The sequence below is a fragment of the Streptomyces sp. NPDC041814 genome (assembly GCF_055590565.1).
Genome location: NZ_JBVJAM010000004.1, coordinates 421,214 through 444,808, shown reverse-complemented (window position 1 = coordinate 444,808; position 23,595 = coordinate 421,214). Strand labels below are relative to the sequence as shown.

Annotated in this window: 18 protein-coding genes; 10 read left to right on the top strand and 8 right to left on the bottom strand. The window is 72.1% G+C overall.

Annotated elements, in window-relative coordinates; genetic code table 11:
* Positions 1 to 35: 35 nt before the first annotated feature.
* Positions 36 to 608, bottom strand: coding sequence for a rhodanese-like domain-containing protein (locus ACZ6C6_RS14455; protein WP_469202561.1), 573 nt, complete (start codon positions 606 to 608; stop codon positions 36 to 38).
* Between the two features lie 140 nt (positions 609 to 748).
* On the opposite strand from ACZ6C6_RS14455, the gene ACZ6C6_RS14450 reads away from it, so the two are divergent.
* The 6 genes from ACZ6C6_RS14450 to ACZ6C6_RS14425 all read left to right on the top strand — a co-directional run bounded on the left by ACZ6C6_RS14450 (position 749) and on the right by ACZ6C6_RS14425 (position 8,116).
* On the top strand, positions 749 to 1,480 hold the full coding sequence (locus tag ACZ6C6_RS14450; protein ID WP_469202559.1) for a PIG-L deacetylase family protein: 732 nt from the start codon (positions 749 to 751) through the stop codon (positions 1,478 to 1,480).
* A gap of 141 nt (positions 1,481 to 1,621) precedes the next feature.
* Positions 1,622 to 4,285 (top strand): beta-N-acetylglucosaminidase domain-containing protein, encoded by a 2,664-nt coding sequence (locus ACZ6C6_RS14445; protein WP_469202557.1) that lies wholly within the window; start codon positions 1,622 to 1,624, stop codon positions 4,283 to 4,285.
* 166 nt (positions 4,286 to 4,451) lie between these two features.
* Complete coding sequence (locus ACZ6C6_RS14440; RefSeq protein WP_469202555.1) at positions 4,452 to 5,420, top strand: NADPH:quinone oxidoreductase family protein; 969 nt, start codon at positions 4,452 to 4,454, stop codon at positions 5,418 to 5,420.
* Positions 5,417 to 6,604 (top strand): acyl-CoA dehydrogenase family protein, encoded by a 1,188-nt coding sequence (locus ACZ6C6_RS14435; RefSeq protein WP_469202553.1) that lies wholly within the window; start codon positions 5,417 to 5,419, stop codon positions 6,602 to 6,604. Before ACZ6C6_RS14440 ends, ACZ6C6_RS14435 begins: the two co-directional genes overlap by 4 nt.
* Positions 6,601 to 7,734, top strand: coding sequence for an acyl-CoA dehydrogenase family protein (locus ACZ6C6_RS14430; protein WP_469202551.1), 1,134 nt, complete (start codon positions 6,601 to 6,603; stop codon positions 7,732 to 7,734). The genes ACZ6C6_RS14435 and ACZ6C6_RS14430 overlap by 4 nt, the downstream gene beginning before the upstream one ends.
* Positions 7,735 to 7,921: 187 nt before the next feature.
* Positions 7,922 to 8,116, top strand: coding sequence for a hypothetical protein (locus ACZ6C6_RS14425; protein WP_361031078.1), 195 nt, complete (start codon positions 7,922 to 7,924; stop codon positions 8,114 to 8,116).
* Positions 8,117 to 8,167: 51 nt separating this feature from the next.
* Here ACZ6C6_RS14425 and ACZ6C6_RS14420 read toward each other — a convergent pair whose 3' ends face one another.
* A complete protein-coding gene (locus tag ACZ6C6_RS14420) occupies positions 8,168 to 8,476 on the bottom strand; it encodes a hypothetical protein (RefSeq protein WP_469202548.1) in 309 nt (102 codons plus the stop codon).
* Positions 8,477 to 8,677: 201 nt separating this feature from the next.
* Here ACZ6C6_RS14420 and ACZ6C6_RS14415 point away from each other — a divergent pair, with 201 nt between their 5' ends.
* Positions 8,678 to 9,499 carry a PepSY domain-containing protein gene (locus ACZ6C6_RS14415; RefSeq protein WP_469202546.1) on the top strand — a complete coding sequence of 274 codons (822 nt, stop codon included), beginning with the start codon at positions 8,678 to 8,680 and terminating at the stop codon, positions 9,497 to 9,499.
* 48 nt (positions 9,500 to 9,547) lie between these two features.
* Here ACZ6C6_RS14415 and ACZ6C6_RS14410 read toward each other — a convergent pair whose 3' ends face one another.
* Positions 9,548 to 11,449 (bottom strand): ABC transporter ATP-binding protein, encoded by a 1,902-nt coding sequence (locus ACZ6C6_RS14410; RefSeq protein WP_469202544.1) that lies wholly within the window; start codon positions 11,447 to 11,449, stop codon positions 9,548 to 9,550.
* Between the two features lie 569 nt (positions 11,450 to 12,018).
* Between ACZ6C6_RS14410 and ACZ6C6_RS14405 the strand changes: the two genes are divergently transcribed.
* Positions 12,019 to 13,854, top strand: coding sequence for an ATP-binding SpoIIE family protein phosphatase (locus tag ACZ6C6_RS14405; protein WP_469202713.1), 1,836 nt, complete (start codon positions 12,019 to 12,021; stop codon positions 13,852 to 13,854).
* A 22-nt stretch (positions 13,855 to 13,876) separates the two neighbouring features.
* On the opposite strand, the gene ACZ6C6_RS14400 is transcribed toward ACZ6C6_RS14405, so the two are convergent.
* From ACZ6C6_RS14400 to ACZ6C6_RS14385, 4 genes are read right to left on the bottom strand one after another with little or no spacing between them, the layout of a single operon-like run.
* Complete coding sequence (locus ACZ6C6_RS14400; protein ID WP_469202542.1) at positions 13,877 to 15,118, bottom strand: threonine/serine exporter family protein; 1,242 nt, start codon at positions 15,116 to 15,118, stop codon at positions 13,877 to 13,879.
* Positions 15,119 to 15,124: 6 nt separating this feature from the next.
* A complete protein-coding gene (locus ACZ6C6_RS14395) occupies positions 15,125 to 16,480 on the bottom strand; it encodes a M20/M25/M40 family metallo-hydrolase (protein ID WP_469202540.1) in 1,356 nt (451 codons plus the stop codon).
* On the bottom strand, positions 16,480 to 16,917 hold the full coding sequence (locus ACZ6C6_RS14390) for a hypothetical protein (RefSeq protein WP_469202537.1): 438 nt from the start codon (positions 16,915 to 16,917) through the stop codon (positions 16,480 to 16,482). Before ACZ6C6_RS14390 ends, ACZ6C6_RS14395 begins: the two co-directional genes overlap by 1 nt.
* On the bottom strand, positions 16,914 to 18,380 hold the full coding sequence (locus tag ACZ6C6_RS14385; protein ID WP_469202535.1) for an APC family permease: 1,467 nt from the start codon (positions 18,378 to 18,380) through the stop codon (positions 16,914 to 16,916). Before ACZ6C6_RS14385 ends, ACZ6C6_RS14390 begins: the two co-directional genes overlap by 4 nt.
* Positions 18,381 to 18,716: 336 nt before the next feature.
* Between ACZ6C6_RS14385 and ACZ6C6_RS14380 the strand changes: the two genes are divergently transcribed.
* On the top strand, positions 18,717 to 21,041 hold the full coding sequence (locus ACZ6C6_RS14380) for a glycoside hydrolase family 9 protein (RefSeq protein ID WP_469202533.1): 2,325 nt from the start codon (positions 18,717 to 18,719) through the stop codon (positions 21,039 to 21,041).
* Positions 21,042 to 21,081: 40 nt separating this feature from the next.
* Here the strand turns inward: ACZ6C6_RS14380 and ACZ6C6_RS14375 are convergent, their stop codons facing one another.
* Positions 21,082 to 22,284, bottom strand: coding sequence for an MFS transporter (locus tag ACZ6C6_RS14375; protein WP_469202711.1), 1,203 nt, complete (start codon positions 22,282 to 22,284; stop codon positions 21,082 to 21,084).
* 81 nt (positions 22,285 to 22,365) lie between these two features.
* On the opposite strand from ACZ6C6_RS14375, the gene manD reads away from it, so the two are divergent.
* Positions 22,366 to 23,580, top strand: coding sequence for a D-mannonate dehydratase ManD (gene manD / locus ACZ6C6_RS14370; RefSeq protein WP_469202531.1), 1,215 nt, complete (start codon positions 22,366 to 22,368; stop codon positions 23,578 to 23,580).
* The last annotated feature ends 15 nt before the right edge of the window (positions 23,581 to 23,595 follow it).

Below are 23,595 nucleotides of genomic sequence, written 5' to 3'. Positions count from 1 at the left end.
GGCCGGCCGCACCACGCGGCCGGCCCCGTGAGGCCTCAGCCCTGGAGGGCGTCCAGCGTCGCGTCCAGGCCCGGCGCCGAGCGCGGCGCGCGGTTGTGCGGGAGCTTCGACAGGACCGCCGCCATCCCGCAGGTGTTGGTGACGGCGGAGAAGACGAGACCGGAGCCGACACCGGCGGACAGCCAGCGCGCGGCGGGGTAGCGGACGCCTGCCAGCAGCCCGGCCACCACGAGCGAGCCGGCCGCCAGCCGGACCTGGCGCTCCATGGGCCAGGTGGCCCGCGCGCCCTCCGGGCGCTCCAGGCCACGGCCTTCGCTCTCCCAGGCGGAGGTGCCGCCGGTGAGCGTCGCCGCCTCGATGTCGGCCCGCGAGAGGAGGTCGCAGGCGCGGGTCGAGCGGTTGCCCGAGGCGCACACCATGAGCAGCGCGCCGCGGGCGGACGCGGACTTGAGCGCGGGCAGCGCCTCGTCGAGCCGGTCGAGCGGTATGTTCACCGCCCCCGGCACGTGCCCCGCGGCGTACTCGCCGGGGGCGCGTACGTCGATCACGGTGAACTCCGTGAGGCGGGCGGCCGCCTGGGCGGGGGAGAGGGATACGGGGCTGGTCACGAGCTGTGTTCCTTTCGTTCACCGGGGTACGGGACAGGTCTCGCTCTCTCCTGCCCCGGACGGCCAAGGATACCCCCCTGGGTATCCTTGGTCGCCGTGTCACGCGTCTCACCCCCCGCCTTGCCCGTTAGCCTGCGGATATGACCGAGCAGCTGAAGCCCATGCCCGAGGACTGGCGGCGCGCGCTCGCCGTGGTCGCGCACCCCGACGACCTGGAGTACGGCTGCGCGGCAGCGGTGGCCGGCTGGACCGACGCCGGACGCGAGGTCACGTATCTGCTCGCGACCAGGGGCGAGGCCGGGATCGACACCCTCGACCCGGAGGAGTGCGGGCCGTTGCGCGAGCGGGAACAGCGCGCGAGCGCGGCTGCCGTCGGTGTCTCCCGCGTGGAGTTTTTGGACCACCGCGACGGGGTGATCGAGTACGGCATCCCGCTCCGCCGGGACATCGCGGCGGCCATCCGCCGGTACCGCCCCGAGCTGGTGATCACGCTCAACCATCGTGACACCTGGGGCGGTGTCGCGTGGAACACGCCGGACCACCGGGCCGTCGGCCGCGCCACGCTCGACGCGGCGGCCGACGCGGGCAACCGCTGGATCTTCCCGGAGTTGCGGGAGCAGGGGCTCGAACCGTGGGACGGTGTGCGCTGGGTGGCCGTGGCGGGATCGTCCGCGCCCACCCACGCGGTGGACGCGACGGCCGGTCTGGAGCGGTCGGTGCGGTCCCTCCTGGCCCACCGCACGTACATCGAAGTCCTCACGGACGAGGACCCGGAGACCTACTGCCGTACCTTCCTCACCGGCAACGCCGAAGCCGCCGCCGACCGCTTCGGGGGGCGTCCGGCCGTTCCGTTCGAACTCTTCGCCCGGTAGTCGTACAGGGGCAGTCGGACGCAAAACCGCAGGTCCGTGCATTGATGTTGTCCAGACCATTGACATGTCAGCGCCAGGATGTTGAATTCAGTCACGTTGTGTTGCGCGACTTTGGTGTCTTGAGTGACCAATGGAGGACCTGTGACGCCTCGCCCGCCCCGCATCACCGCTCTCACCGCCGCCGCGGCCCTGCTCGCAGGCGGCATGCTGGCCGCCGGACCGTCCGCCCGGGCGGCCGGAGCCCCGCCCGCCCCGGCCACCGCCCAGGACACACCCACGATCACCCCGACCCCGCAGTCCGCCGAGCCCCGAACCGACCGGGTGACCGTCACCCCCACGGTCACCCTGATCGCCGGCGGGACCGCCGACGCGCCCACGCTCGACGTGGTGGAGGCGGCCCTGCGCAAGGCGGGCGCCCGGCACGTCGTCCGCGCGCAGCGCCCCGCCCCCGGCAGGCTCACCGTGTACGCCGGAGATTCCGCCGCCCTCGCCGCGCAGAAGCTCGACGGGCCCGCCGGACTGCCCGCCGAGGGCTACGTCCTGGGGATAGGTGCCGGACGCATCGTCCTCGCCGGCAAGGACGCCACCGGCACCTACTACGCCGCGCAGACCCTCCGCCAGGTCCTGCCGCACCGGGGGCAGCCGGGCGGCAAGGTCGCCGGACTCGCCGTGCGCGACTGGCCCGGCACCGCGCTGCGCGGGGTCATCGAGGGCTTCTACGGCACGCCGTGGTCGCACGAGGCCCGCCTCGACCAGCTCGACTACTACGGCGAGCACAAGATGAACATCTACGTGTACTCGCCCAAGGACGACGACTACCTCCGCGCCAAGTGGCGCGACCCGTATCCCGCCGACCGGCTGGTGCAGATCAAGGACCTCGCCGACCGGGCGGCGCTGCGGCACGTCGAGTTCACCTACGCCCTCTCACCCGGTCTCTCGGTCTGCTACAGCTCCGACGCGGACGTGCGGGCGCTCATGGACAAGTTCCAGACGATGTGGGACATCGGCGTCCGCACCTTCGCCGTCCCGCTGGACGACATCAGTTACACCGACTGGAACTGCGACGCCGACAAGGCGAAGTGGGGGACCGGCGGCGGTGCGGCGGGTGCCGCCCAGGCGCATCTGCTCAACCGGGTCAACCAGGAGTTCATCGCCACCCACCCCGGCGCCCAGCCGCTCCAGATGGTCCCCACCGAGTACTACAACGTCAGCTCGTCGGCGTACAAGACGGCCCTGTCCGAACAGCTCGATCCCGATGTGCTGGTCGAGTGGACCGGTGTCGGGGTCGTCGCCCCGACCATGACGGTCGCTCAGGCGGACGCCGCCCGGAAGGTGTTCGGCCACCCGATCCTGACCTGGGACAACTACCCGGTCAACGACTACGCCACCAACCGCCTCCTGCTCGGCCCGTTCAACGGGCGCGAGAAGGGTCTGCCCGGACGGCTCGCCGGCATCACCGCCAACCCGATGATCCAGTCCTACGCGTCGAAGCTCTCCCTGTACACCGTCGCGGACTACGCCTGGAACGACGCGGCCTACGACCCGCGCGAGTCCTGGGGCAAGGGCATCGAGGAATACGCGGGCGGCGACGCCAGGACGGCGAAAGCGCTGCGGGCCTTCGCCGACGTCAACTACAGCTCCGCGCTCAACACTTCCAAGGCGCCCGAGCTCTCCGCCGCCTTCGCCCGCTACTGGGAGTCCGGGGACGCGGGGCGGCTCGACTCCGTCCTGGCCTCGCTCGGCGCGGCCCCCGCCCGGCTGCGTGCGGCTCTGCCCGACCGGGGCTTCATCGCGGACTCCGGCCCCTGGCTGGACGCCACCGAGTCCTGGGCGACCGCCACGCGCACCGCCCTGCGCATGGTCGAGGCCGCCCGCGCCGGGAAGGGCGCCGAGGCGTGGGAGCTCCGGCAGCAGCTGCCCGCACAGACGGAGCGCGCCGCCTCGTTCACGTACACCGGGCTCGACGGGCGCAAGGTGCCGGTGCTGGTCGGCGACGGGCAGCTGGACGGGTTCGCCGCCGCGGCCACCGCCGAGTACGACCGGCTGCTCGGTGTGAGCGGCAGGCCGACGGCCTCGACGAGCCTGGGCACCTACCAGAGCAACACCGTCGCCCGGATGCTCGACGGCGACGACTCCACGTACTTCTGGAGCGACGGGGCGCCCGCGGCCGGGGACCAGGTGACCGTCGACCTGGGCGAGTCCCGGGCCATCGGCCCCGTCACGCTCGCCATGGCCAAACCGGGCAGCGCCGACGACTACCTCCACCAGGGCGTTCTTGAGTACTCGGCGGACGGCCGGGGCTGGCAGAAGCTCGCGGACCTCTCCGGGAAGCCCGACATCACGGCAGCCCCTCCCGCCGGGACGAAGGCGCGCTATGTGCGGGCCCGGGCCACCGCGGGGCAGAGCAGCTGGGTCGTGGTCCGCGAATTCCAGGTCACGACCACGGACGGCGCGGTCACCGGCAATCCGCCCGCCGCCGCCGGTTCCTCGCTGCGCGCGGCGGCCGACGGAGACCCGGGCACCGTGTACCGGGGCGCGCGGGCGGCCGGGCAGGGTGAAGCGCTGGAGGTGGACCTCGGTGCCGTGCGGCCGGTCGGCTCGGTGACGGTGCTGCGGCCGTCCGGCTCCGAGGGTGACGCCGACGTCCAGCTGCGCACGGCGGACGGCACCTGGCACACCGTGGGCGCGCTGCACGGCGCCTACACCGCCATCGACACCGACGGGCGCGCCGCCGACGCGGTACGACTGGCCTGGCGGGACGGAACGGCCGCGCCGCAGGTCGCCGAGGTGGTGGTGGGCAAGTAGCCCTCTCGTACGGTCGTGCGCCCGGCGCCCCCGCGTTCCGCGCGGGAGGGGCCGGGCGCACGGGCGTCCGGGGGCCGTTGTTCCGCGGGCTGTTCCCAGGAAGGCAAGCGACCGCTTAGTATGCGCCGGAGCAGTGGTAATGCCGACAGTGTTGTGGAGGCCCCTCATGCAGGCATGGCGAGTGCACCGGAACGGCGAGCCGAGCGAGGTGATGCGGCTGGAGGAGACGGACCGGCCGGTGCCCGGCGACGGGCAGGTGCTGGTCGAGGTGCTCGCGGCGAACATCAACTTCCCCGACGCGCTGCTCTGCCGCGGTCAGTACCAGGTACGGCCCCCGCTGCCGTTCACCCCGGGCGTCGAGATCTGCGGCCGCACCGAGGACGGACGCCGGGTGCTCGCCACCCCCGCCCTGCCGCACGGCGGCCTCGCCCAGTACGTCGTCGCCGACGAGGCGGCCCTGTTGGACGCCCCGGAATCCCTGGACGACGCGGAGGCCGCGGCCCTGCACATCGGCTACCAGACCGGCTGGTTCGGGCTGCACCGGCGCGCCCGCCTGCAGGCGGGGGAGACGCTGCTCGTGCACGCCGCCGCGGGCGGGGTCGGGAGCGCCGCCGTCCAGCTCGGCAAGGCCGCCGGTGCCACGGTCATCGGCGTCGCCGGCGGACCGGAGAAGGCGAAGACCGCCGCCGCTCTCGGCTGCGACCTGGTCATCGACCGACGCGGCGAGGACATCGTCGCGGCGGTCAAGGAGTTCACCGGGGGCCGGGGCGCCGACGTCGTCTACGACCCGGTCGGCGGGGACGCGTACGCCAAGTCCGTGAAGTGCATCGCCTTCGAGGGGCGCATCGTCGTCGTCGGCTTCGCGTCCGGCACCATTCCCACCCCGGGGCTCAACCACGCCCTCGTGAAGAACTACTCCGTCCTCGGCCTCCACTGGGGCCTCTACAACACCAAGGACCCGCAGGCCGTGCGCGACTGCCACCGCGAGCTCACCCGGCTCGCCGCAGAAGGCGTCATCAAGCCGCTGATCAGCGAGCGGGTCGCGATGGACGGGGCGGCGGCCGCCGTCCAGCGCGTCGCCGACGGCACGAGCACCGGCCGCATCGTCGTCCTCCCGTCAGGAGCCGCCCGATGACCGCACCCGACGCCGCCGAACTGCGCCGCCGCACCCGCGAACTGCTCGCCGCGCACCCCCCGGCGACGACCGAGCGCACCGACTTCCTCAAGGCACGCTTCGACGCCGGACTCGCCTGGGTGCACTACCCGGCCGGGCTGGGCGGCCTGGACGCCCCGCGCTCCCTCCAGCCCGTGGTCGACGCCGAACTCGCTGCCGCGAACGCCCCCGACAACGATCCGCGCCGCATCGGCATCGGCCTCGGCATGGCCGCCCCGACCATCCTCGGCTTCGGCACCGACGAGCAGAAGAAGCGGTTCCTGCGGCCCCTGTGGGTGGGCGAAGAAGTCTGGTGCCAGCTCTTCAGCGAACCGGGCGCGGGCTCCGACCTCGCCGCCCTCGGCACGCGCGCCGTGCGCGACGGCGAGGACTGGGTGGTGGACGGGCAGAAGGTGTGGACCTCCAGCGCCCACTTGGCGCGCTGGGCGATCCTCATCGCCCGCACCGACCCCGACCTGCCCAAGCACCGCGGCATCAGCTACTTCATCTGCGACATGACCGACCCCGGCGTCGAGGTCCGGCCGCTCCGTCAGATCACCGGCGAAGCCGAGTTCAACGAGGTCTTCCTCACCGGAGTGCGCATCCCCGACAGCCACCGGCTCGGGCCCGTCGGCGAGGGATGGAAGGTCGCCCAGACCACCCTCATGAACGAGCGCGTCTCGATCGGAGGCTCCCGCATCCCCCGTGAGGGCGGCATGATCGGCCCGGTCGCCAGGACCTGGCGCGAACGGCCCGAACTGCGCACCCACGACCTGCATCAGCGCCTGCTCGGCCTGTGGGTCGAGGCCGAGGTCGCCCGTCTCACCGGTGAGCGCCTGCGCCAGCAGCTCGTCGCCGGGCAGCCCGGCCCCGAGGGCTCCGGCATGAAGCTCGCCTTCGCCCGGCTCAACCAGGAGATCAGCGGCCTCGAAGTGGAGCTCCTCGGCGACGAGGGCCTGCTGTACAGCGACTGGACCATGCGGCGGCCCGAACTGGTCGACTTCACCGGACGCGACGCCGGCTACCGCTACCTCCGCTCCAAGGGCAACTCCATCGAGGGCGGTACGAGCGAGGTACTGCTCAACATCGTCGCCGAGCGCGTACTCGGTCTGCCCTCCGAGCCCCGCAACGACAAGGACGTCGCCTGGAAGGACCTCTCCCGATGACCGCACAGACCGAAGCCGGCCAGGCGCCCGACCTCCTCTACTCCGAGACCGAGGAGGACCTGCGCGCCGCTGTCCGCTCCCTGCTGGCGGACCGGGCCGACGCGCCGTCGGTGATCGCCCGCACCGAGTCCGACACGCCGTACGACCCGGAGTTGTGGAAGGCGCTCGCCACCGGCATCGGCGCTGCCGGACTCCTCGTGCCCGAGGCGCTGGGCGGCCAGGGCGCCACACATCGCGAGGCCGCCGTCGTCCTGGAGGAGCTGGGCCGCAGCGTCGCGCCCGCTCCGTTCCTGACCAGCTCCGTCGTCGCCACCGAGACGCTGCTGGCACTCGGTGCGCAGGAAGGACCGGCCGCGGAACTCCTCGCCGCGCTCGCCGAGGGCCGCCGGGTCGCGGTGGTGGCCGTGCCGTTCGCCGCCGCTTCGGCGGACGCGGCGGGCGCGCGGGCCACGGTGGTGACCGGCTCCCTGGAAGGGACACTCGGCCCGGTCGCCGACGCGGCCGCGGCCGACGTGCTCCTCGTGCTCACCGCCGACGGTCTGTACGCCGTCGCCACGGACGCGCCGGGCGTACGCGTCGAACCGCTCGTCGCGCTCGACCTCACCCGCCCCCTCGCCACCGTCACGCTCGACGGCGCCGCCGGCACCCGCCTCGCGGACCCCGGAGCCGGAAGGCGCGCGGTGGACCGGGGGCTGCGGGCCGGCGCCGGACTGCTCGCCTCCGAGCAGCTGGGACTCGCCGAGTGGTGCCTCACCGAGACGGTGCGACACACCCGGGAGCGCCACCAGTTCAACCGGCCCATCGGCTCCTTCCAGGCGCTCAAACACCGCATGGCGCAGCTCTGGCTGGAGGTCGTCTCTGCCCGGGCCGCCGCGCGAAACGCCGCCGACGCCCTCGCCGCGGGCAGCCCCGACACGCCGTTGGCCGTGGCCGTGGCGCAGGCGTACTGCTCGAAGGTCGCGGTCCATGCCGCCGAGGAGTGCGTGCAGTTGCACGGCGGGATCGGGATGACCTGGGAGCACCCCGCGCACCTCTATCTGAAGCGGGCCAAGGCCGATGCCACCGCGTACGGCACGGCGGGACGCCACCGGGACACGGTCGCCGCGCTCATGGAGCTGCCCGCGCCCTGAGGTTTCGCCGCAGGGGGCGCGGGAACACCCCCGCGTTCCCTGCGGCGGTCGACCCCTCTTCCCCGGTTCGGCGGCCGCGACTCAAGCCCTACCCGTTTGGCGGACACGCCGGTGCGCCGGACGGCCCGCGCCCTGCGCCACACTGACGCCGAATGCCGCAAATCAGGCGCGGCGGAGGAGGTTGGCCATGGCAATTTCGATCTCAGTGGTGCTGCTTCTGCTGATTCTCGCGGTGATCTTCCTCCGCAGCGGCGGAATGAAGCTCTCGCACGCGCTGGTGTGCGGGATGCTCGGATTCCTCCTCGCGGGCACCAGCATGGCCCCCACGATCCAGGACGGCATCACCGCCACCGCCGACGTGGTCAGCGGCATCAGGCCCTGACCGTTCGCGCGGCACACCCCGGCGGCCGGTCCCGTACGCGTACGGGACCGGTCATTCCGGGCCCGCCGCGTGCTCGGGGCCGAGCTCCAGCACGGGGACCGTCGCCGCCGAGCCCTGCCGGACAGCCTCCACGGCGGCCGCGTGCAGCGCGCGGCTCGCCTCTTCCGACGGACAGGGCACGGGGCTGCCCGCCATGGTGAACCAGTCGGCCGCGTCGGTGTACTGCACGGTGATCTGCGCCGTGCCCTCGGCCCAAGTGGTGTGGATGGTCAGGTCACCGGACAGCGGCCCGACCTCATCGGTGAGCACGCCGCCGTGCCCCGAATACACTCCGCGTGTTGTCCAGGACGCCCAGGTCATGTTTTCAGGCTCGCACCAAAGCGGCCGGATCGCGACCCGCGTGACCAGGGAATTCGGACCGTCGTCACATCTTCGCCCACCGTGCACGAAATCCCCTCGAACCCCGGCGACACGCGGAGCCGGAGCGGGATGGCCGTCGATCGGGTGACACTGCCGCGTCATCCCACATGCCGGAGCCGCGCGGGGGTTAAGCATGCGGGCATGACATGTGACTCCCCCTCCAAGAACACCGGATTCCTCCGTGCCCACCGCGTGCGCGTCGCCGGCGTCGCCTGTGTCGTGGCCACCGCAGCCCTGCTGACCGGCTGCGGCCAGGACAGCGGCAGCACCTCCGCGAGCACGAAGACCTCGGAGGCGGCCCGCGCCGTGCCCGAGGCCACGAAGAGTCCGTCTCCCACCGGGACCGAGAGCGCCTCGCCGGGCCAGATGACCGAGGACCAGAAGGAACGCAAGGAGCTGATCTCCGCCACCAAGGTCACCTACGGCAAGGCCATCACCACGGCCGAGGGCGAGGTCAAGGGCGGCAAGCTCGTCGAGCTCGAACTCATGACCGCCAAGGAGGCGGCCGAGGACGACGAGAGCCCCAGCCCCTCTCCGACGGGCAGCCCTTCGCCCACCGGCAGCCCCTCTCCCACCGGCAGCCCGTCGCCGACGGGCAGCGCCGCAGCCGGTGCCCCGCAGTGGGTCGCGACCGTCGCCGCCAAGACCGGGACCAAGCACAAGGTTCACATCGACGCCGTCTCCGGCAAGGTCCTCAGCTCCTCCGAGGAGACCGGCCAGAGCACCTCGGACAAGGCCAAGACGGCCAAGCGGATCACCCAGGCCAAGCAGACCCCGCAGCAGGCGGCGAAGGCCGCCACCGCCAAGCAGCAGGGGACGGTGACCGCGCTCGACCTGGACGACGACGACCAGGGCACGCTCGTCTGGAAGACCGACGTCGTGTCGAAGGACTGGAAGAAGACGACCTTCGACATCGACGCGTCCAACGGCTCGGTCACCCATCAGGAGACCGACAACGACTGACCCCGCGCCCGGAGCGCCCCCGGTCCGCACGGACCGGGGGCGCTCGCGTCAGGCCGACCCCACCGGCTCCTGCCGGCCGCCCGCCGCGTCCGGTGAGGCGAACTGCGTCCGGTACAGCTCCTCGTACCGGCCGCCCGCCGCCAGCAGTTCGGTGTGCGTCCCCCGCTCCACCACCCGGCCCTCCTCCACGACCAGGATCAGATCGGCGGCCCGCACCGTCGACAGGCGGTGCGCGATCACCACCGCCGTGCGCCCTTCCAGCGCCTCGGCCAGGGCCTCCTGCACCACCGCCTCGGACGTGGAGTCGAGGTGCGCGGTCGCCTCGTCCAGGATGACCACCCGCTGACGGGCCAGCAGCAGCCGGGCGATCGTCAGCCGCTGGCGCTCACCGCCGGAGAGCCGGTAGCCGCGCTCTCCCACGACCGTGTCGAGCCCGTCGGGCAGCGAGGCCACCAGACCGTCGAGCCGTGAGCGCCGCAGCGCGTCCCAGATCTCCTCCTCGGTGGCATCGGGCCTGGCCAGCAGGAGGTTGGCGCGCACCGAGTCGTGGAAGAGGTGCCCGTCCTGGGTGACCATGCCGAGCGTTTCCCGGATCGACTCGGCGGAAAGGTCGCGTACGTCGACGCCGTTCAGCCGTACCGCTCCCTCATCGGTGTCGTACAGCCGGGGCAGCAGCTGGGCGATGGTCGACTTGCCGGCGCCCGACGAGCCGACCAGGGCGACCATCCGGCCGGGCTCGGCCCGGAACGAGACGTCGTGCAGGACCCGCGTGCCGCCCCGGGAGTCCAGGGTCGCGACCTCCTCCAGCGAGGCCAGCGAGACCTTGTCGGCGGACGGGTAGCCGAAGGAGACCCCGTCGAACTCCACGGACACCGGTCCCTCGGGCACCGCACGGGCGTCCGGCTTCTCGGCGATCAGTGGCTTCAGGTCCAGGATCTCGAAGACCCGCTCGAAGCTCACCAGCGCGCTCATCACCTCGACCCGGGCGCCCGCCAGCGCCGTCAGCGGGGCGTAGAGCCGGGTGAGGAGCAGCGCCAGTGTCACGACCGCGCCCGGCTCCAGGCTGCCGTGCAGCGCGTAGTAACCGCCGAGCCCGTAGACGAGTGCCAGGGCCAGCGCGGACACCAGGGTCAGCGCCGTGATGAACGTCGACTGCGCCATGGCCGTACGGATGCCGATGTCCCGCACGCGCCCCGCCCGTGCCGCGAACTCGGCGGACTCGTCGGCCGGCCGGCCGAAGAGCTTCACCAGGGTCGCGCCCGGCGCCGAGAACCGCTCGGTCATCTGCGTGCTCATCGCCGCATTGTGCGCGGCCGCCTCGCGCTGCATGCGCGCCATCCGCGAGCCCATCCGCCGGGCCGGCACGACGAACACCGGCAGCAGCACGAGCGCGAGCAGGGTGATCTGCCAGGAGATCGTCAGCATCACCGCGAGCGTCAGCACCAACGTCACCACGTTGGAGACCACCCCGGACAGGGTGTTGCTGAACGCGCGCTGCGCGCCGATGACGTCGTTGTTGAGCCGGCTCACCAGCGCCCCGGTCCGGGTGCGGGTGAAGAACGCGACGGGCATCCGCTGGACATGGTCGAAGACCGCCGACCGCAGGTCCAGGATCAGCCCCTCGCCCAGCGTGGCCGAGAGCAGCCGGGTGAGAAGCCCGAGCCCCGCCTCCGCCACGGCGATCACCGCGATCAGCAGGGCGAGACGCACGACGGCGCCGCTCTCCTTGCCCTGCACGATCGCGTCGATCACCCGGCCCGCCAGCATCGGCGTCGCCACGGCCAGTAGGGCGGTGACCATGCTGAGCAGCAGGAATCGGTAGAGCTGCCGGCGGCGCGGCCGGGCGAACGAGGCGATCCGGCTCACCGTGGCCCGCGAGAAGGGGCGGCGGTCCGCTTGCGCGTTGATCGTGCTGTGCAGCGACGACCACGCGGTCACTTCCATGCTCATACGGGTGCCTCCGGGGCAGAACGGATCGGTATGGCCCCGGCAGCCGGTGCGGGCCGGGGTGTGAGGAGAATGAGAGAAACTCAAGTGAACTTGAGGTCAAACGTTCGGTGCCCGGTGCGGACCCGGCACCGGACCTGCGTAGAATCGGCCCCTGTTTCCGGCCGGACCACGGCAGACACGACCGATTGAGGCAGTTCGACGTGAGTTTCACAGACAGTTCCGACGCACCGATCTACGCCGGGCTCGTGGAGGAGCACGGGGATGTGATGGCAGAGGTGCGCCGGGTGGCTGAAGAGACTATGCGGGAGGCCGACCGGGCCATTGACTTCAGCGATATTCGCAGGTCACCGGCGTACCGCTAGCCCCACGAACCGTCCCGGTCAGGGCTTGCGCCCGCGCGTTTCCCGATCCTCCGGTGATTCCGTCCGGCTCGCTCGGCCGGCCCCCTCGCACCACCCGTCCGGCACGTTCCGGGGGCGGTACGGGAATGTCTCGCACTGCGGACCAGGCTCTCCCGTCGGAGCATGGAACGAACAGTCGGCGACGACATCGGGACGAAGGGAAGCCGGATGGGTGGTGAACGGCATGAGCCACCGACCGACGCGTTCGAGGCCGAGCTGGAGCAGATCGAGGCACTGAACCGGATGCAGGCGCCCGGCCACGACCCGGCGCTCCCTCCGGGGCCCGACCACGCCACCCGGGCCGCCGGTACGCCTGAAGAGGCCAGGCGCCGCGACTCCCTGCTGCTCGCGGCCGGACACGCGGTCGCCGCCGCCGACACCCTCGACGAGGCCCTGCGACTCGCCGCCGGACTGTACGCCCCCGATTTCCCGCTGGACGGCCAGTGCGTCTTCGGCGTCGCAGAGGGCAACCTCACCGCTCTCGGCCAGTACGGATTCCGGCCCGGCGGGGCGGGCCGGGGCTTCCGCATGCCCATGAACACCGGCTACCCGGCCGCCGAGGTGGCCAGGACCGGGCGCGCCGTCTACCTGCCGTCCGCGGAGGACTACCGCCGCCGCTTCCCGGCGACCTGGCACATGTCCGCGCGCAAGGGCCGCGAGGCGTGGGCCTTCCTGCCCCTGGTGACCGCGGGCCGGGTCGTCGGGGTCTGGCTGGCCGCCTTCCGCACCCCGCTGGACTTCACCGCCAGCGAGCGCGCCCTGCTCACCGTCACCGGACGCATGATCGCCCAGGTCCTCGAACGGGCCCGGGCCAGCCGCGCCGAACTCGAACTCTCCCGGGGCCTGCGCCGCAGCATGCACACGGCAGGCCCGGCCCTGACCGGGCTCAGCGTCGCCACCCGCTACGTGCCGACCGGCGGCGGCCTCATGGTCGGCGGGGACTGGTACGACAGCATCGACCTGCCCAACGGCCGGATGGCCGTCGTCATGGGCGACGTCCAGGGGCACGACGTGCACGCCGCGGGGCTCATGGCCCAGCTGCGCACCGCCGTACACGCGTACGCGGCGGAGGGACACGGCCCCGACGCCGTCCTGGCCCGCGCTTCCCGCTTCCTGACCACCCTGGACGAGGACCGCTTCGCCACCTGCCTCTACATCGAGGCCGACCCGTCGACCGGCGACCTGCACATCGCCCGCGCCGGCCACCCCCACCCCGTCCTGCGCATGCCGGACGGCACCTGCGTCCTCAAACACGTCAGCGGCGGGCTGCCGCTCGGACTGATGCCCGGCGAGGAGGACTACCCCGTCGACACCGTGCGGCTGCACGAGGGGGAGATCCTCATGCTGTGCACCGACGGGTTCATCGAGAACGGCGGCCACGACATGTACACCGGCTGGGTGCGGGTGCGCGACGCGTTCTCGCCCGGCCCCACCGACGACCTGGAGGGCATGGCCGACCGGCTCATGGCGGCCGTCCTCGACCCCGGCCCCGGCGCCCGGGAGGACGCCGTCGCCCGTGACGGTGACGACATCGCCCTCCTGCTGCTGCGCCGCGACGCCATCCACGCCCGCGCCGAGGTCAGCCAGCGCCGCCTGATGCTCACCGTCGGCCAGGACCAGGGCGAGGGGCTGGCCGAGGCCCGCGCGGAGCTCAAGGCGCTGCTGCACGACTGGGCGCGCCCGGACCAGGTGGACACCGCGGTGCTCCTGGCGACCGAACTCCTCGGCAACGTCCTCGTGCACACCGACCAGGACGGCGCCCTCAACGCCACCCTCTCCGGTGAGACCGGTACCCGCCGGCTGCTCGTCGAGGTCATGGACCGCGGCGACGAACTGCCCCACCAGCGCACCCCGGGCGAGCTCGCCTCCTCGGGCCGCGGTCTGCTCCTGCTGGACATCCTCGCCGACCAGTGGGGCGTACGGCCCGAACCGGAGGGGAAGACCGCCTGGTTCGCGCTGAACGAGGCCGCCCCGGCCGACGGCGGGGACCTGCCGGACATCTGAGACAGGGACGAGCGGCTCGCGGTCAGGCGCTCTCCGCCGGCCGGCGCGCCAGCACCGCGCCCAGGAGCAGCCCGGTGCCGATCGCGGTCACCAGGGTGACCAGCTCCGTGAGGTCGCGGAAGCCCTCGATCACGTACCCGCCCGCCAGGGCCGTCAGTCCCCGCATCCCCAGCGAGCCCACCGTCAGGGTGAAGAAGCCCGGCAGCAGGAGGACCAGGCGGGGCGGGCGGCCGGGCCGCCCCGCCAGCCAGGTCGCCGCCGCGCCGAGCACGACCGCCGCCGTGAACGTGCCGCCCAGGTCGCCGAGCAGCCGCGTGAAGCCCGTCTGCACGCCCACCGTCAGATACACGAGCACCAGGAGCATGCCCAGCAGCCGGGCGGGAACGGCGAAGGCGAGCAGGGCGCCCACGGTGAAGACGACCCAGCTCGCGAAGAGCGCCCAGCGCGGCAGGTCCGCCGCGGCGGCCACGTCGAACAGGTCCTGACGCGGGCGGCCCGTGATGACCAGCCCCAGGATCACGCCCACGTAGAGCTGGACCAGGAGTGCCACCGCGTACACCAGGCGTACGGCGCCCGTCGTGAGGTACCCGGCGGCGATCTCGGCCGCCGCCGCACTGAGGTAGTCACCGGGCACGAAGAAGAACAGCGCCGGGAGCATCAGCAGCACCGGCCCGCCGTCCGCGGGGGAGCGGGCGAACAGCTCCAGGGCGAGCAGCGAGACGGCCACCGACGCGACCAGCGGCAGCACCTTCGCCAGCCGGGGCAGCCGGTCCGCCGCGACGGCCAGGCACGCGGCGACCGTGGCGAGGACCGCCGTGCTGCCGACCTCGTACCAGGTCGGCTGCATCAGTGGCGCGAAGCCCACCGAGAACAGCACCACCCCCAGCAGCTTCGCCCACCAGGGGTACGGGGGAGCGGCGCGGGTGATCGCGGCGAGCCGGTCGTCTGCCCTCCGGGTGTCCAGCCGGCCCGCCGCCACGTCGTCCAGGAGCGGTTTGAGCGCCACCACCCGGTCCATTCGGAAGACCTCCGGGAAGGCACGCACGACGATGGCCGTGCTGCGGCCGTGCGAGGTCACGGCGATCGTGGCGGCGTCGGGCAGCACCGCCACCGATGCGGTGCCGCCCAGGCCGCGGGCCGCCGAGGTGACGGAGCGCTCGACCTGCTCGGCCCCCTCGCCGCTGGTCCCGAGCAGGAGCCGGGTCAGCCGGTCGAGGAAGCCGACGAGGGCGTCGTGCTCGTCCTCGCGGACTTCTCCCGCCACCGCGGTTCAGCGCGGCGCGCGGGCGAAGGCGTGGAGGAAGAGAGCCTCCACATGGGCCATGTGCTCGATCTCCGTCGGGTCCACGCTCTCGTTGGGCGCGTGGATGAGGCACCGCGGCTCCTCGACGCCCATCAGGATGATCTCGGCCGACGGGCAGGCGTCCGCGAGGACGTTGCAGAGCGGGATGGACCCGCCCTGGCCGAGGTACGTCATCGGCTTGCCGTACACCGTCCGCATCGCCTCGCCCAGGGCCCGGTACGCCGGACCGTCCGTGGCCGCGCGGAACGGCGCGCCGGCCTGCTCCGGCTCCACCTTGATCCGTACGCCCCAGGGAGCGGCCCCGGTCAGATGGTCCGTCAGCGCGCGCCGGGCAGCCTCCGCACCGGTGCCCGGCGGGATGCGCAGGCTCACCCGGGCCCGGGCGGTGGGCGGGACCGACGCGGAGGAGCCCACCACGGGCGGGCAGTCGATGCCGAGGACCGTGACGGCTGGGCGGGCCCACAGCAGGTCGGAGACCGAGCCCGCGCCGATGAGGGGCACACCGTCGAGGACGCCCGCGTCCTTGCGGAACTGCTCCTCCTCGTAGCGTGCCCCCTCCCAGGTGCCGGAGGTGTCGAGACCGCGTACGCGGGTGGCCCCGGTCTCGGGGTCGCGCAGGGTGGAGAGCAGCTGGATCAACGCGGCCAGCGCGTCGGGGGCCGGGCCGCCGAACATCCCGGAGTGCACCTCGCCGGCCAGGGTGTCGACGGTGACCACGACGTTCACCACGCCGCGCAGGGACGTGGTGGCGGTGCCGACGCCGACGGCCGCGTTCCCCGTGTCGCAGACCAGCAGGGCATCGGCGGCGAACTCCTCGGGGTGCGCGGCCACGTATTCCTCAAGGCCGCCGGTGCCCTGTTCCTCCGAGCCCTCGGCCACAAACCTCAGCCCGACGGGGATGTCGTCACCGAGCGCGCGCAGGGCGGTGAGGTGCATGACGATGTTGCCCTTGCAGTCGGCCGTGCCCCTCCCGTACCAGCGGCCGTCGCGCTCGGTCAGCGTGAAGGGCGGCGTGGTCCACGCGTCGTCGTCCAGCGGGGGCTGCACGTCGTAGTGGCAGTAGAGCAGCACGGTCGGGGCGCCGGGCGGGGGCGGGCGGTGCCCCATGACCGCGTTGCTGCCGTCCGGGGTCTCCACGAGGCGTACGTCCTGCAGACCGGCCTCGGTGAAGGCGTCGGCCACCCACTGCGCGGCCCGCACGCACTCCTCGGGCGGGTACTGACGGGGGTCGGCCACGGAGGGGATGGAGACCAGTTCGGTCAGGTCCGTCCGCGCGCGGGCCATCAGGCCGGAGATGCGTCCGGAGAGTTCGTCGGTGGCCATCAGCGCCTCACTGTGTTCTCGGTCTTGAGGTCGGCGATCCTGTCCTCGATCTTGTCCAGTTTGTCCGGGCAGTAGATCTCCAGGATCTTCGCCTCCGCCCGGACCGCCTCGGTGTCCCCGATCACGGGGCGCATGCCGGGGCCGGTGGCGCCGTTGGAAATGCTGATCTTCCACAGCGCGGACTTGAGCGAGGAGCCCGGTTTCTCGCAGACCTGGCCGCCGTCGTCGCCCAGGGTGCGCTTGATGGTGCCCACGTCGGGCCGGGGGTAGCCGGCCGCCTCGGCGGCGTCGGCCAGCTGTTCGGCCTTCTCCGTCGCCTTGTTGTTCGTCCTGACCTTCTCGTACCGGATGATGCCGACGACGACGAGCGCCACCAGGAGGACGATCGCGCCGATGTAGAGCCAGCGGTGCTCGGAGGCGAAGCGGGTCGGGCTCATGACGCGGCCTCCTCACCGGCCGCTGCCGTGCGCCAGCCGGGCTTGCGCAGTTTCAGGAACAGCCAGGGGATCAGCAGGCCGAGGACGACGAGTCCGCCACCGACGATGGCCACGTACACGCCGACGCTGCCGCCGCCGAACTGGGACGGTGGTACGAAACCGATGGCCAGGGCGGCGATCGACGCCAGCAGGCCGACCGCGCACAGCAGCCCGAGCGCCGGGACGCGGTAGCCGCGCGGATGGTCCGGCTGGGTCTTCCGCAGCCGCACGGCCGCCACGAACATCAGCAGGTAGACGATGAGGTACACCTGTGTCGTGATGGTGGAGAAGATCCAGTAGACGCTGGACACGTTCGGGATCAGCGCGTACAGCAGCGCGATGACGGTGGTGACGATGCCCTGCGTGACCAGGATGTTCTGCTGGATGCCGTTCTTGTTGAGCCGCTGGAGATAGGGCGGCAGGTAGCCCTCGCTGCGGGAGATCTCCAGCAGGCCCTTGGACGGCCCGGCCAGCCACGTCAGCATCCCGCCGAGCGCCGCCGACACCAGCATCACCGCGGCGATCGGTGTCATCCAGCCGACATGGAAGTGGGCGAAGAACGCGTCGAACGCCTGCATCACACCGGCCGTCAGGCTCAGCTGACTGGAGGGCACCACCCAGCTGATCGCGAGCGCCGGCAGGATGAAGATCAGCAGCACCAGGCCCATCGCCAGGAACATCGACTTCGGATACTCCTTCGCCGGATCGCGCAGCGAGGAGACGTGCACGGCGTTCATCTCCATGCCGGAGTACGACAGGAAGTTGTTGACGATGAGCACCAGGCTGGCGAGCCCCGTCCACTGGGGCAGCAGATGAGCCGAGGTCATCGGCGCGGCGGAGGCGTTGCCCTGTCCGAGGAAGACGATGCCGAGCACGACCAGCACCGTGCCGGGGACCAGCGTGCCGATGACGAGCCCCCAGGAGGACAGGCCCGCCAGAGCCTTGGTGCCCCGGGACGAGACCCAGACGCCGGTCCAGTAGAGCACCATGATCACGATCGCGGTGTACAGGCCGTTGGACGCGAGCGAGGGATCGATCACGTAGGCGATCGTGGACGCCACGAACGCCAGGAGGCTCGGGTAGTAGAAGATCGTCATCGCGAACTGGCACCACACGGCAAGGAATCCGAGCGGTTTGGACAGTCCCTCGCTCACCCAGCGGTAGACGCCGCCGGGCCAGCCCGAGGCCAGTTCGGCGGAGACCAGTGCGGTCGGCAGCAGGAACACGACGGCCGGCAGGAGATAGAGGAAGACACAGGCCAGCCCGTAGACCGCCATCGTCGGCGCGGCCCGCAGGCTCGCCACCGACGCCGTCGTCATCAGGGCGAGCGTCAGCCAGCTGATCCTCGGTGTTGCCGGCCGGTCCCTGGCGGCCGTGCGGGCCGAATCCTTCGGCAGATCCGCCGGCATGTCCATCGCGCTCATCCGTACCTCCTGGTCGCGACGCCGCGGGTGGGTGCAGAACGCCAGCCTTGGGCGGTTCACGCCCGTCCGCGCGCCGGGTCACCTGAACGGGTGACCAATGCCGTGTTCATGGGTGGTCTTCGCGTGGAAAAGGGCGTGCCGCAACCGTTGACAGTTCTTCGCGGAACTGGCTTCATGAGCAACGCCCTTGGGAGCGCTCCCACGCCCCGTCGGGCACGCACGTACCCCCGCACACACCCGGTACGCCCACCGACGTGACGAAGGGAAAGACCGTTGCGCCCGCTCACCCTCCCCGCCCTGCGAAGGCGGTCCCGAAGACCAGGCCCTCTCGGAGCCGTGGCCCTGGCGCTCGCCGTCGGCGCCGGCCTGCTGCTCCCGCTCTCCCTGCCGGCCGGCGCGGCGGCCGCCCCTGCCTTCGACTACGGCGAGGCGCTGCAGAAGTCCGTCCTCTTCTACGAGGCCCAGCAGTCCGGAAAGCTGCCCGACACCAACCGCGTCTCCTGGCGCGGCGACTCCGGGCTGGACGACGGCAAGGACGCCGGCCTGGACCTGACGGGCGGCTGGTACGACGCGGGGGACCATGTGAAGTTCGGCCTCCCCATGGCCTACTCGGCCACCATGCTCGCCTGGGGCGGCACGGAGCAGAGGGCGGCGTACGAGGCGTCGGGCCAGCTGCCCTTCCTGCGGAACAACCTGCGCTTCGTGGACGACTACCTCCTGAAGGCCCACCCCGCGCCCAATGTGCTGTACGGGCAGGTCGGCAACGGCGGCGACGACCACAAGTGGTGGGGCCCCGCCGAGGTGATGCCGATGAAGCGCCCGGCGTACAAGATCGACGCCTCCTGCCCCGGAAGCGACCTGGCCGGCCAGACGGCCGCGGCCCTGGCGTCCTCCTCGATGGTGTTCTCCGACAGCGACCCGGCGTACGCGGCGAAGCTGGTCACCCACGCGAAGCAGCTGTACACCTTCGCCGACACCTACCGGGGCAAGTACAGCGACTGCATCACCGACGCGAAGAACTACTACAACTCCTGGAGCGGGTACAACGACGAACTGGTCTGGGGCGCCATCTGGCTGTACAAGGCGACCGGCGACACCGCGTACCTCGCCAAGGCAGAGTCGTACTACGACAACCTCTCCACGGAGCCGCAGACCACCACCCGGTCCTACCGCTGGACGCTCTCCTGGGACGACACCTCCTACGGGGCCTATGTGCTGCTCGCCCAGCTGACGGGCAAGCAGAAGTACATCGACGACGCGAACCGCTGGCTGGACTGGTGGACGGTCGGCGTCAACGGGCAGCGGGTGCCCTACTCACCCGGCGGCCAGGCCGTGCTGGACAGCTGGGGCTCCCTCAGATACGCCGCGAACACCGCTTTCGCCGCGCTGAGCTATTCCGACTGGCTGACCGGGGACGCCACCCGCAAGGCCCGCTACCACGACTTCGCGGTCCGCCAGATCGACTACGCCCTCGGCGACAATCCGCGCGGGTCGAGCTACGTCGTCGGCTTCGGCGAGAACCCGCCGACCAAGCCGCACCACCGCACGGCCCACGGCTCGTGGACCGACCAGATGACCAACCCGGTGGAGAGCCGGCACACGTTGTACGGGGCGCTGGTGGGCGGTCCGAGCGCTCCCGACGACTCGTACACGGACGACCGCGGCAACTACGTCAACAACGAGGTCGCCACCGACTACAACGCCGCCTTCACCGGGGCGCTGGCCCGGCTCTACGCGGAGTACGGCGGGTCCCCGCTCACCGGCTTCCCGCAGCCGGAGGAGCCGGACGGGCCCGAGATGTCCGTGCAGGCGTCGGTGAACGCGGCCGGAGCGAACTTCACGGAGATCAAGGCGTACCTGATCAACCGGTCCGCGTGGCCCGCCCGCGCGCTCACCGACGCCTCGGTGCGCTACTACTTCACGCTGGAACCAGGCGTCGAACCCGGCGACATCAGCTTCACCACCAACTACAACCAGTGCGGCGATGTGACGGGCCCGACCCACCTGGCGGGTGACGTCTACTACGCGACGGTGGACTGCTCGGGCACGGACATCGCGCCGGCCGGCCAGTCCGCGTACCGGAAGGAGGTGCAGTTCCGGATCAGCTCGGCCGGTGCCTGGGACCCGTCGAACGACTGGTCCTACCCGTCATCGGCGACGACCCCGGGCGGCACGCCGGTCGACGCCCCGCACATGGTGCTCCTGGAGGGCTCGGCACCCCAGTGGGGGAGCGCGCCGGACGGCACGGACCCCGGGCCGGACCCCGATCCGACGACCACCCCCGACCCGACGACCACCCCCGACCCGTCCCCGACGCCCGACCCGACGGACACGCCCGACCCCGAACCGGGGGCGTGTGACGTCACGTACCGGGTCAGCCAGGCATGGGGCACGGGTTTCACCGCCGATGTGACGGTGAAGAACACCGGATCGACGCCGCTCGACGGCTGGCAGCTGGCCTTCGACTTCCAGGGCGCCGAGAGCGTCAGCAACGCCTGGAACGCGACCGCCACGCAGAGCGGCACGCGGGTCACCGTCAAGAACGCCGGCCACAACGGCTCCGTTCCGGCGGGCGGCAGCGCCTCGTTCGGCTTCCAGGCGAACGGCGCGCCGGCCGCCGACCCGGACTCCTTCACACTCAACGGGAAGGAGTGCGGCTGACCGGCGCGGGCGGAGGGGCTCCGCCGACGAGCGGAGCCCGTCACGTCTCGGACGGCGTCCTCAGTGCCGCGTACGTCCCCGACACCGCGGCCAGCAGCATCACGCAGCCCGTGAAGACCAGCCCGGCGTCGCGCAGCCCCACCGCGGTCGCCAGCGCGCCCACGCCCACCACCGGCAGGGAGATCCCCGTGTAGGCGACGACGAAGAACGCCGAGATGGTGCCGCCCCGGTGCTCGGCCGGGGCGGCCTCGCTCACGAGCGTCAGTGCGGCCCGGAAGGCGAGCCCCTGCCCGATGCCCCCGCAGACGGCCCCCAGGACGAGCAGCACCAGAGACTTCGCCAGCAACGAGGACGCGACCAGCAGCAGCCCCGCGATCAGTACGGCACACCCCAGGGGCAGCGCGCGGCGGGCACCGATGCGCGGGGCCAGCGACTGCCCGACCGTCGAGGCGCAGAACACCGAGAACACCACCGCGCCCGTCACGGCCAGGTTGTGCACATCCAGCGTCTCGGCCGCGAAGCTGGGCGCGACCGCCGTGAACAGGCCGAGCAGCGCGAAACCGGCGAAGGCTGCCAGTGAGGCGGGCACGAACACGCCCTTCACCTCGGCGGGCACCCTGACGCCCTGCGGTTCGAGCCGGGGCCACCGCCGCGGCTCGGACACCGTCTCCGCCAGCCGCCAGGTGATGAGGCACGCCACGGCGACCAGCCCCAGGTGCACCCAGAACGGCAGGGACAACGGCCAGGGCGTGTACTCGGCCAGCACCCCGGAGAGCAGCGGGCCGCAGCCCAGACCGCCCATGTTCGCGGCCGTCGCGGCGAACCCGGCGCGCGCCTTCTGCCCCGGGCTCGCGAGCTCGATGACCGCCGCCGTCGCCGCACCGCTCAGCAGCCCCGCCGCGCCGCCGGACAGCACCCGGCCCGCGAAGAGCATCGGCAGCCCGCTCTCCAGCAGGAAGCACCCCGCACTCGCGGCGGACAGTGCCATGGCGGCCAGCAGCACCGGCTTCCGGCCCACCTTGTCCGAGTAGTTGCCCGCCACCAGGAGTACGGAGATCACCGCGACCGCGTACACGGCGAAGACCACGGTCACCATCAGCTCGGAGAACCCGATCTCCTTCTGGTAGAGCCCGTACAGCGGGGTCGGCAGCGTGGTGCCGGCCATGCCGATGGCGAAGACCACCGCCGCAGCCAGGTAGCCCGCGCGGTGCCCGCCCGTCCGTCCCGTATCCTCACGCACCATCACGCACGCCACTCTATGCAGCGGACGGCCCCCGGTCAGGGTGACGGGCGGCGGCCCGCCGCAGCCCGAAAGAGAGCCACCATGAGGATCGCCGACGCGCAGGTAGTCGTCACCAGCCCCGGCCGTAACTTCGTGACGCTGAAACTGACGACGGACGAAGGTCTGACCGGTCTCGGCGACGCCACGCTCAACGGCCGCGAGCTCGCCGTCGTCAGCTACCTCACCGACCATGTGGTGCCCCTGCTCACCGGCCTGGACCCGCACCGGATCGAGGACACCTGGCAGTACCTCTACCGGGGTGCATACTGGCGGCGCGGCCCGGTCACCATGGCCGCCATCGCCGCCGTCGACGTCGCCCTGTGGGACCTCAAGGCGAAGGCGGCGGGGCTGCCGCTCTACCAGCTCCTCGGCGGCGCATCCCGCGACCGCCTCGCCACCTACGGGCACGCCAACGGCCGCGACATCCCCGAACTCCTCGACTCCGTGCGGCAGCGGCTGGCCGAGGGCTACCCCGCCGTCCGCATCCAGACGGGCATCCCGGGCCTCAAGGCCGTCTACGGGGTGCACACCACCGACGAGCGGGGCGAACGCGTCCTCCACCAGCAGATCCGGCCCCTGGTCGAGGACTGGGACACGGACGCCTACCTGCGCCACACCCCCGCCGTGTTCGAAGCGGTGCGCGCGGAGTTCGGCGCCGAGGTCCCGCTCCTCCACGACGCGCACCACCGCCTCACGCCCATTCAGGCGGCCCGGCTCGGCAAGGACCTGGAGCCGTACCGCCCGTTCTGGCTGGAGGACTGCACCCCTGCCGAGAACCAGGAGGCCCTGCGGCTCGTACGCCGGCACACGACCACACCCCTCGCGCTCGGCGAGGTCTTCAACACGGTGTACGACTACCAGACGCTGATCACCGAGCAGCTGATCGACTACGTGCGCAGCGCGGTCACCCACTTCGGCGGGGTCACTCCGCTGCGCAAGCTCTTCGACTTCGCCGCCCAGTACCAGATCAAGAGCGCGGTCCACGGGCCCGAGGACATCTCCCCGGTCGGGACGGCCGCCGCCGTCCACCTCGGCTACGCCGTGCACAACTTCGGCATCCAGGAGTACTCGGGCCACAACGCCCTCACGGAGGAGGTGTTCCGGCACGCGTACACCTTCACCGACGGCTTCCTGCACCCCGGCGAGGCGCCCGGAATCGGTGTGGAACTGGACGAGGAGCTCGCGGCCGCCCACCCGTACGAGCAGACCTATCTGCCCGTCAACCGGCTCCGCGACGGCACCGTCCACGACTGGTGAAAGGGGGGCCCGGGA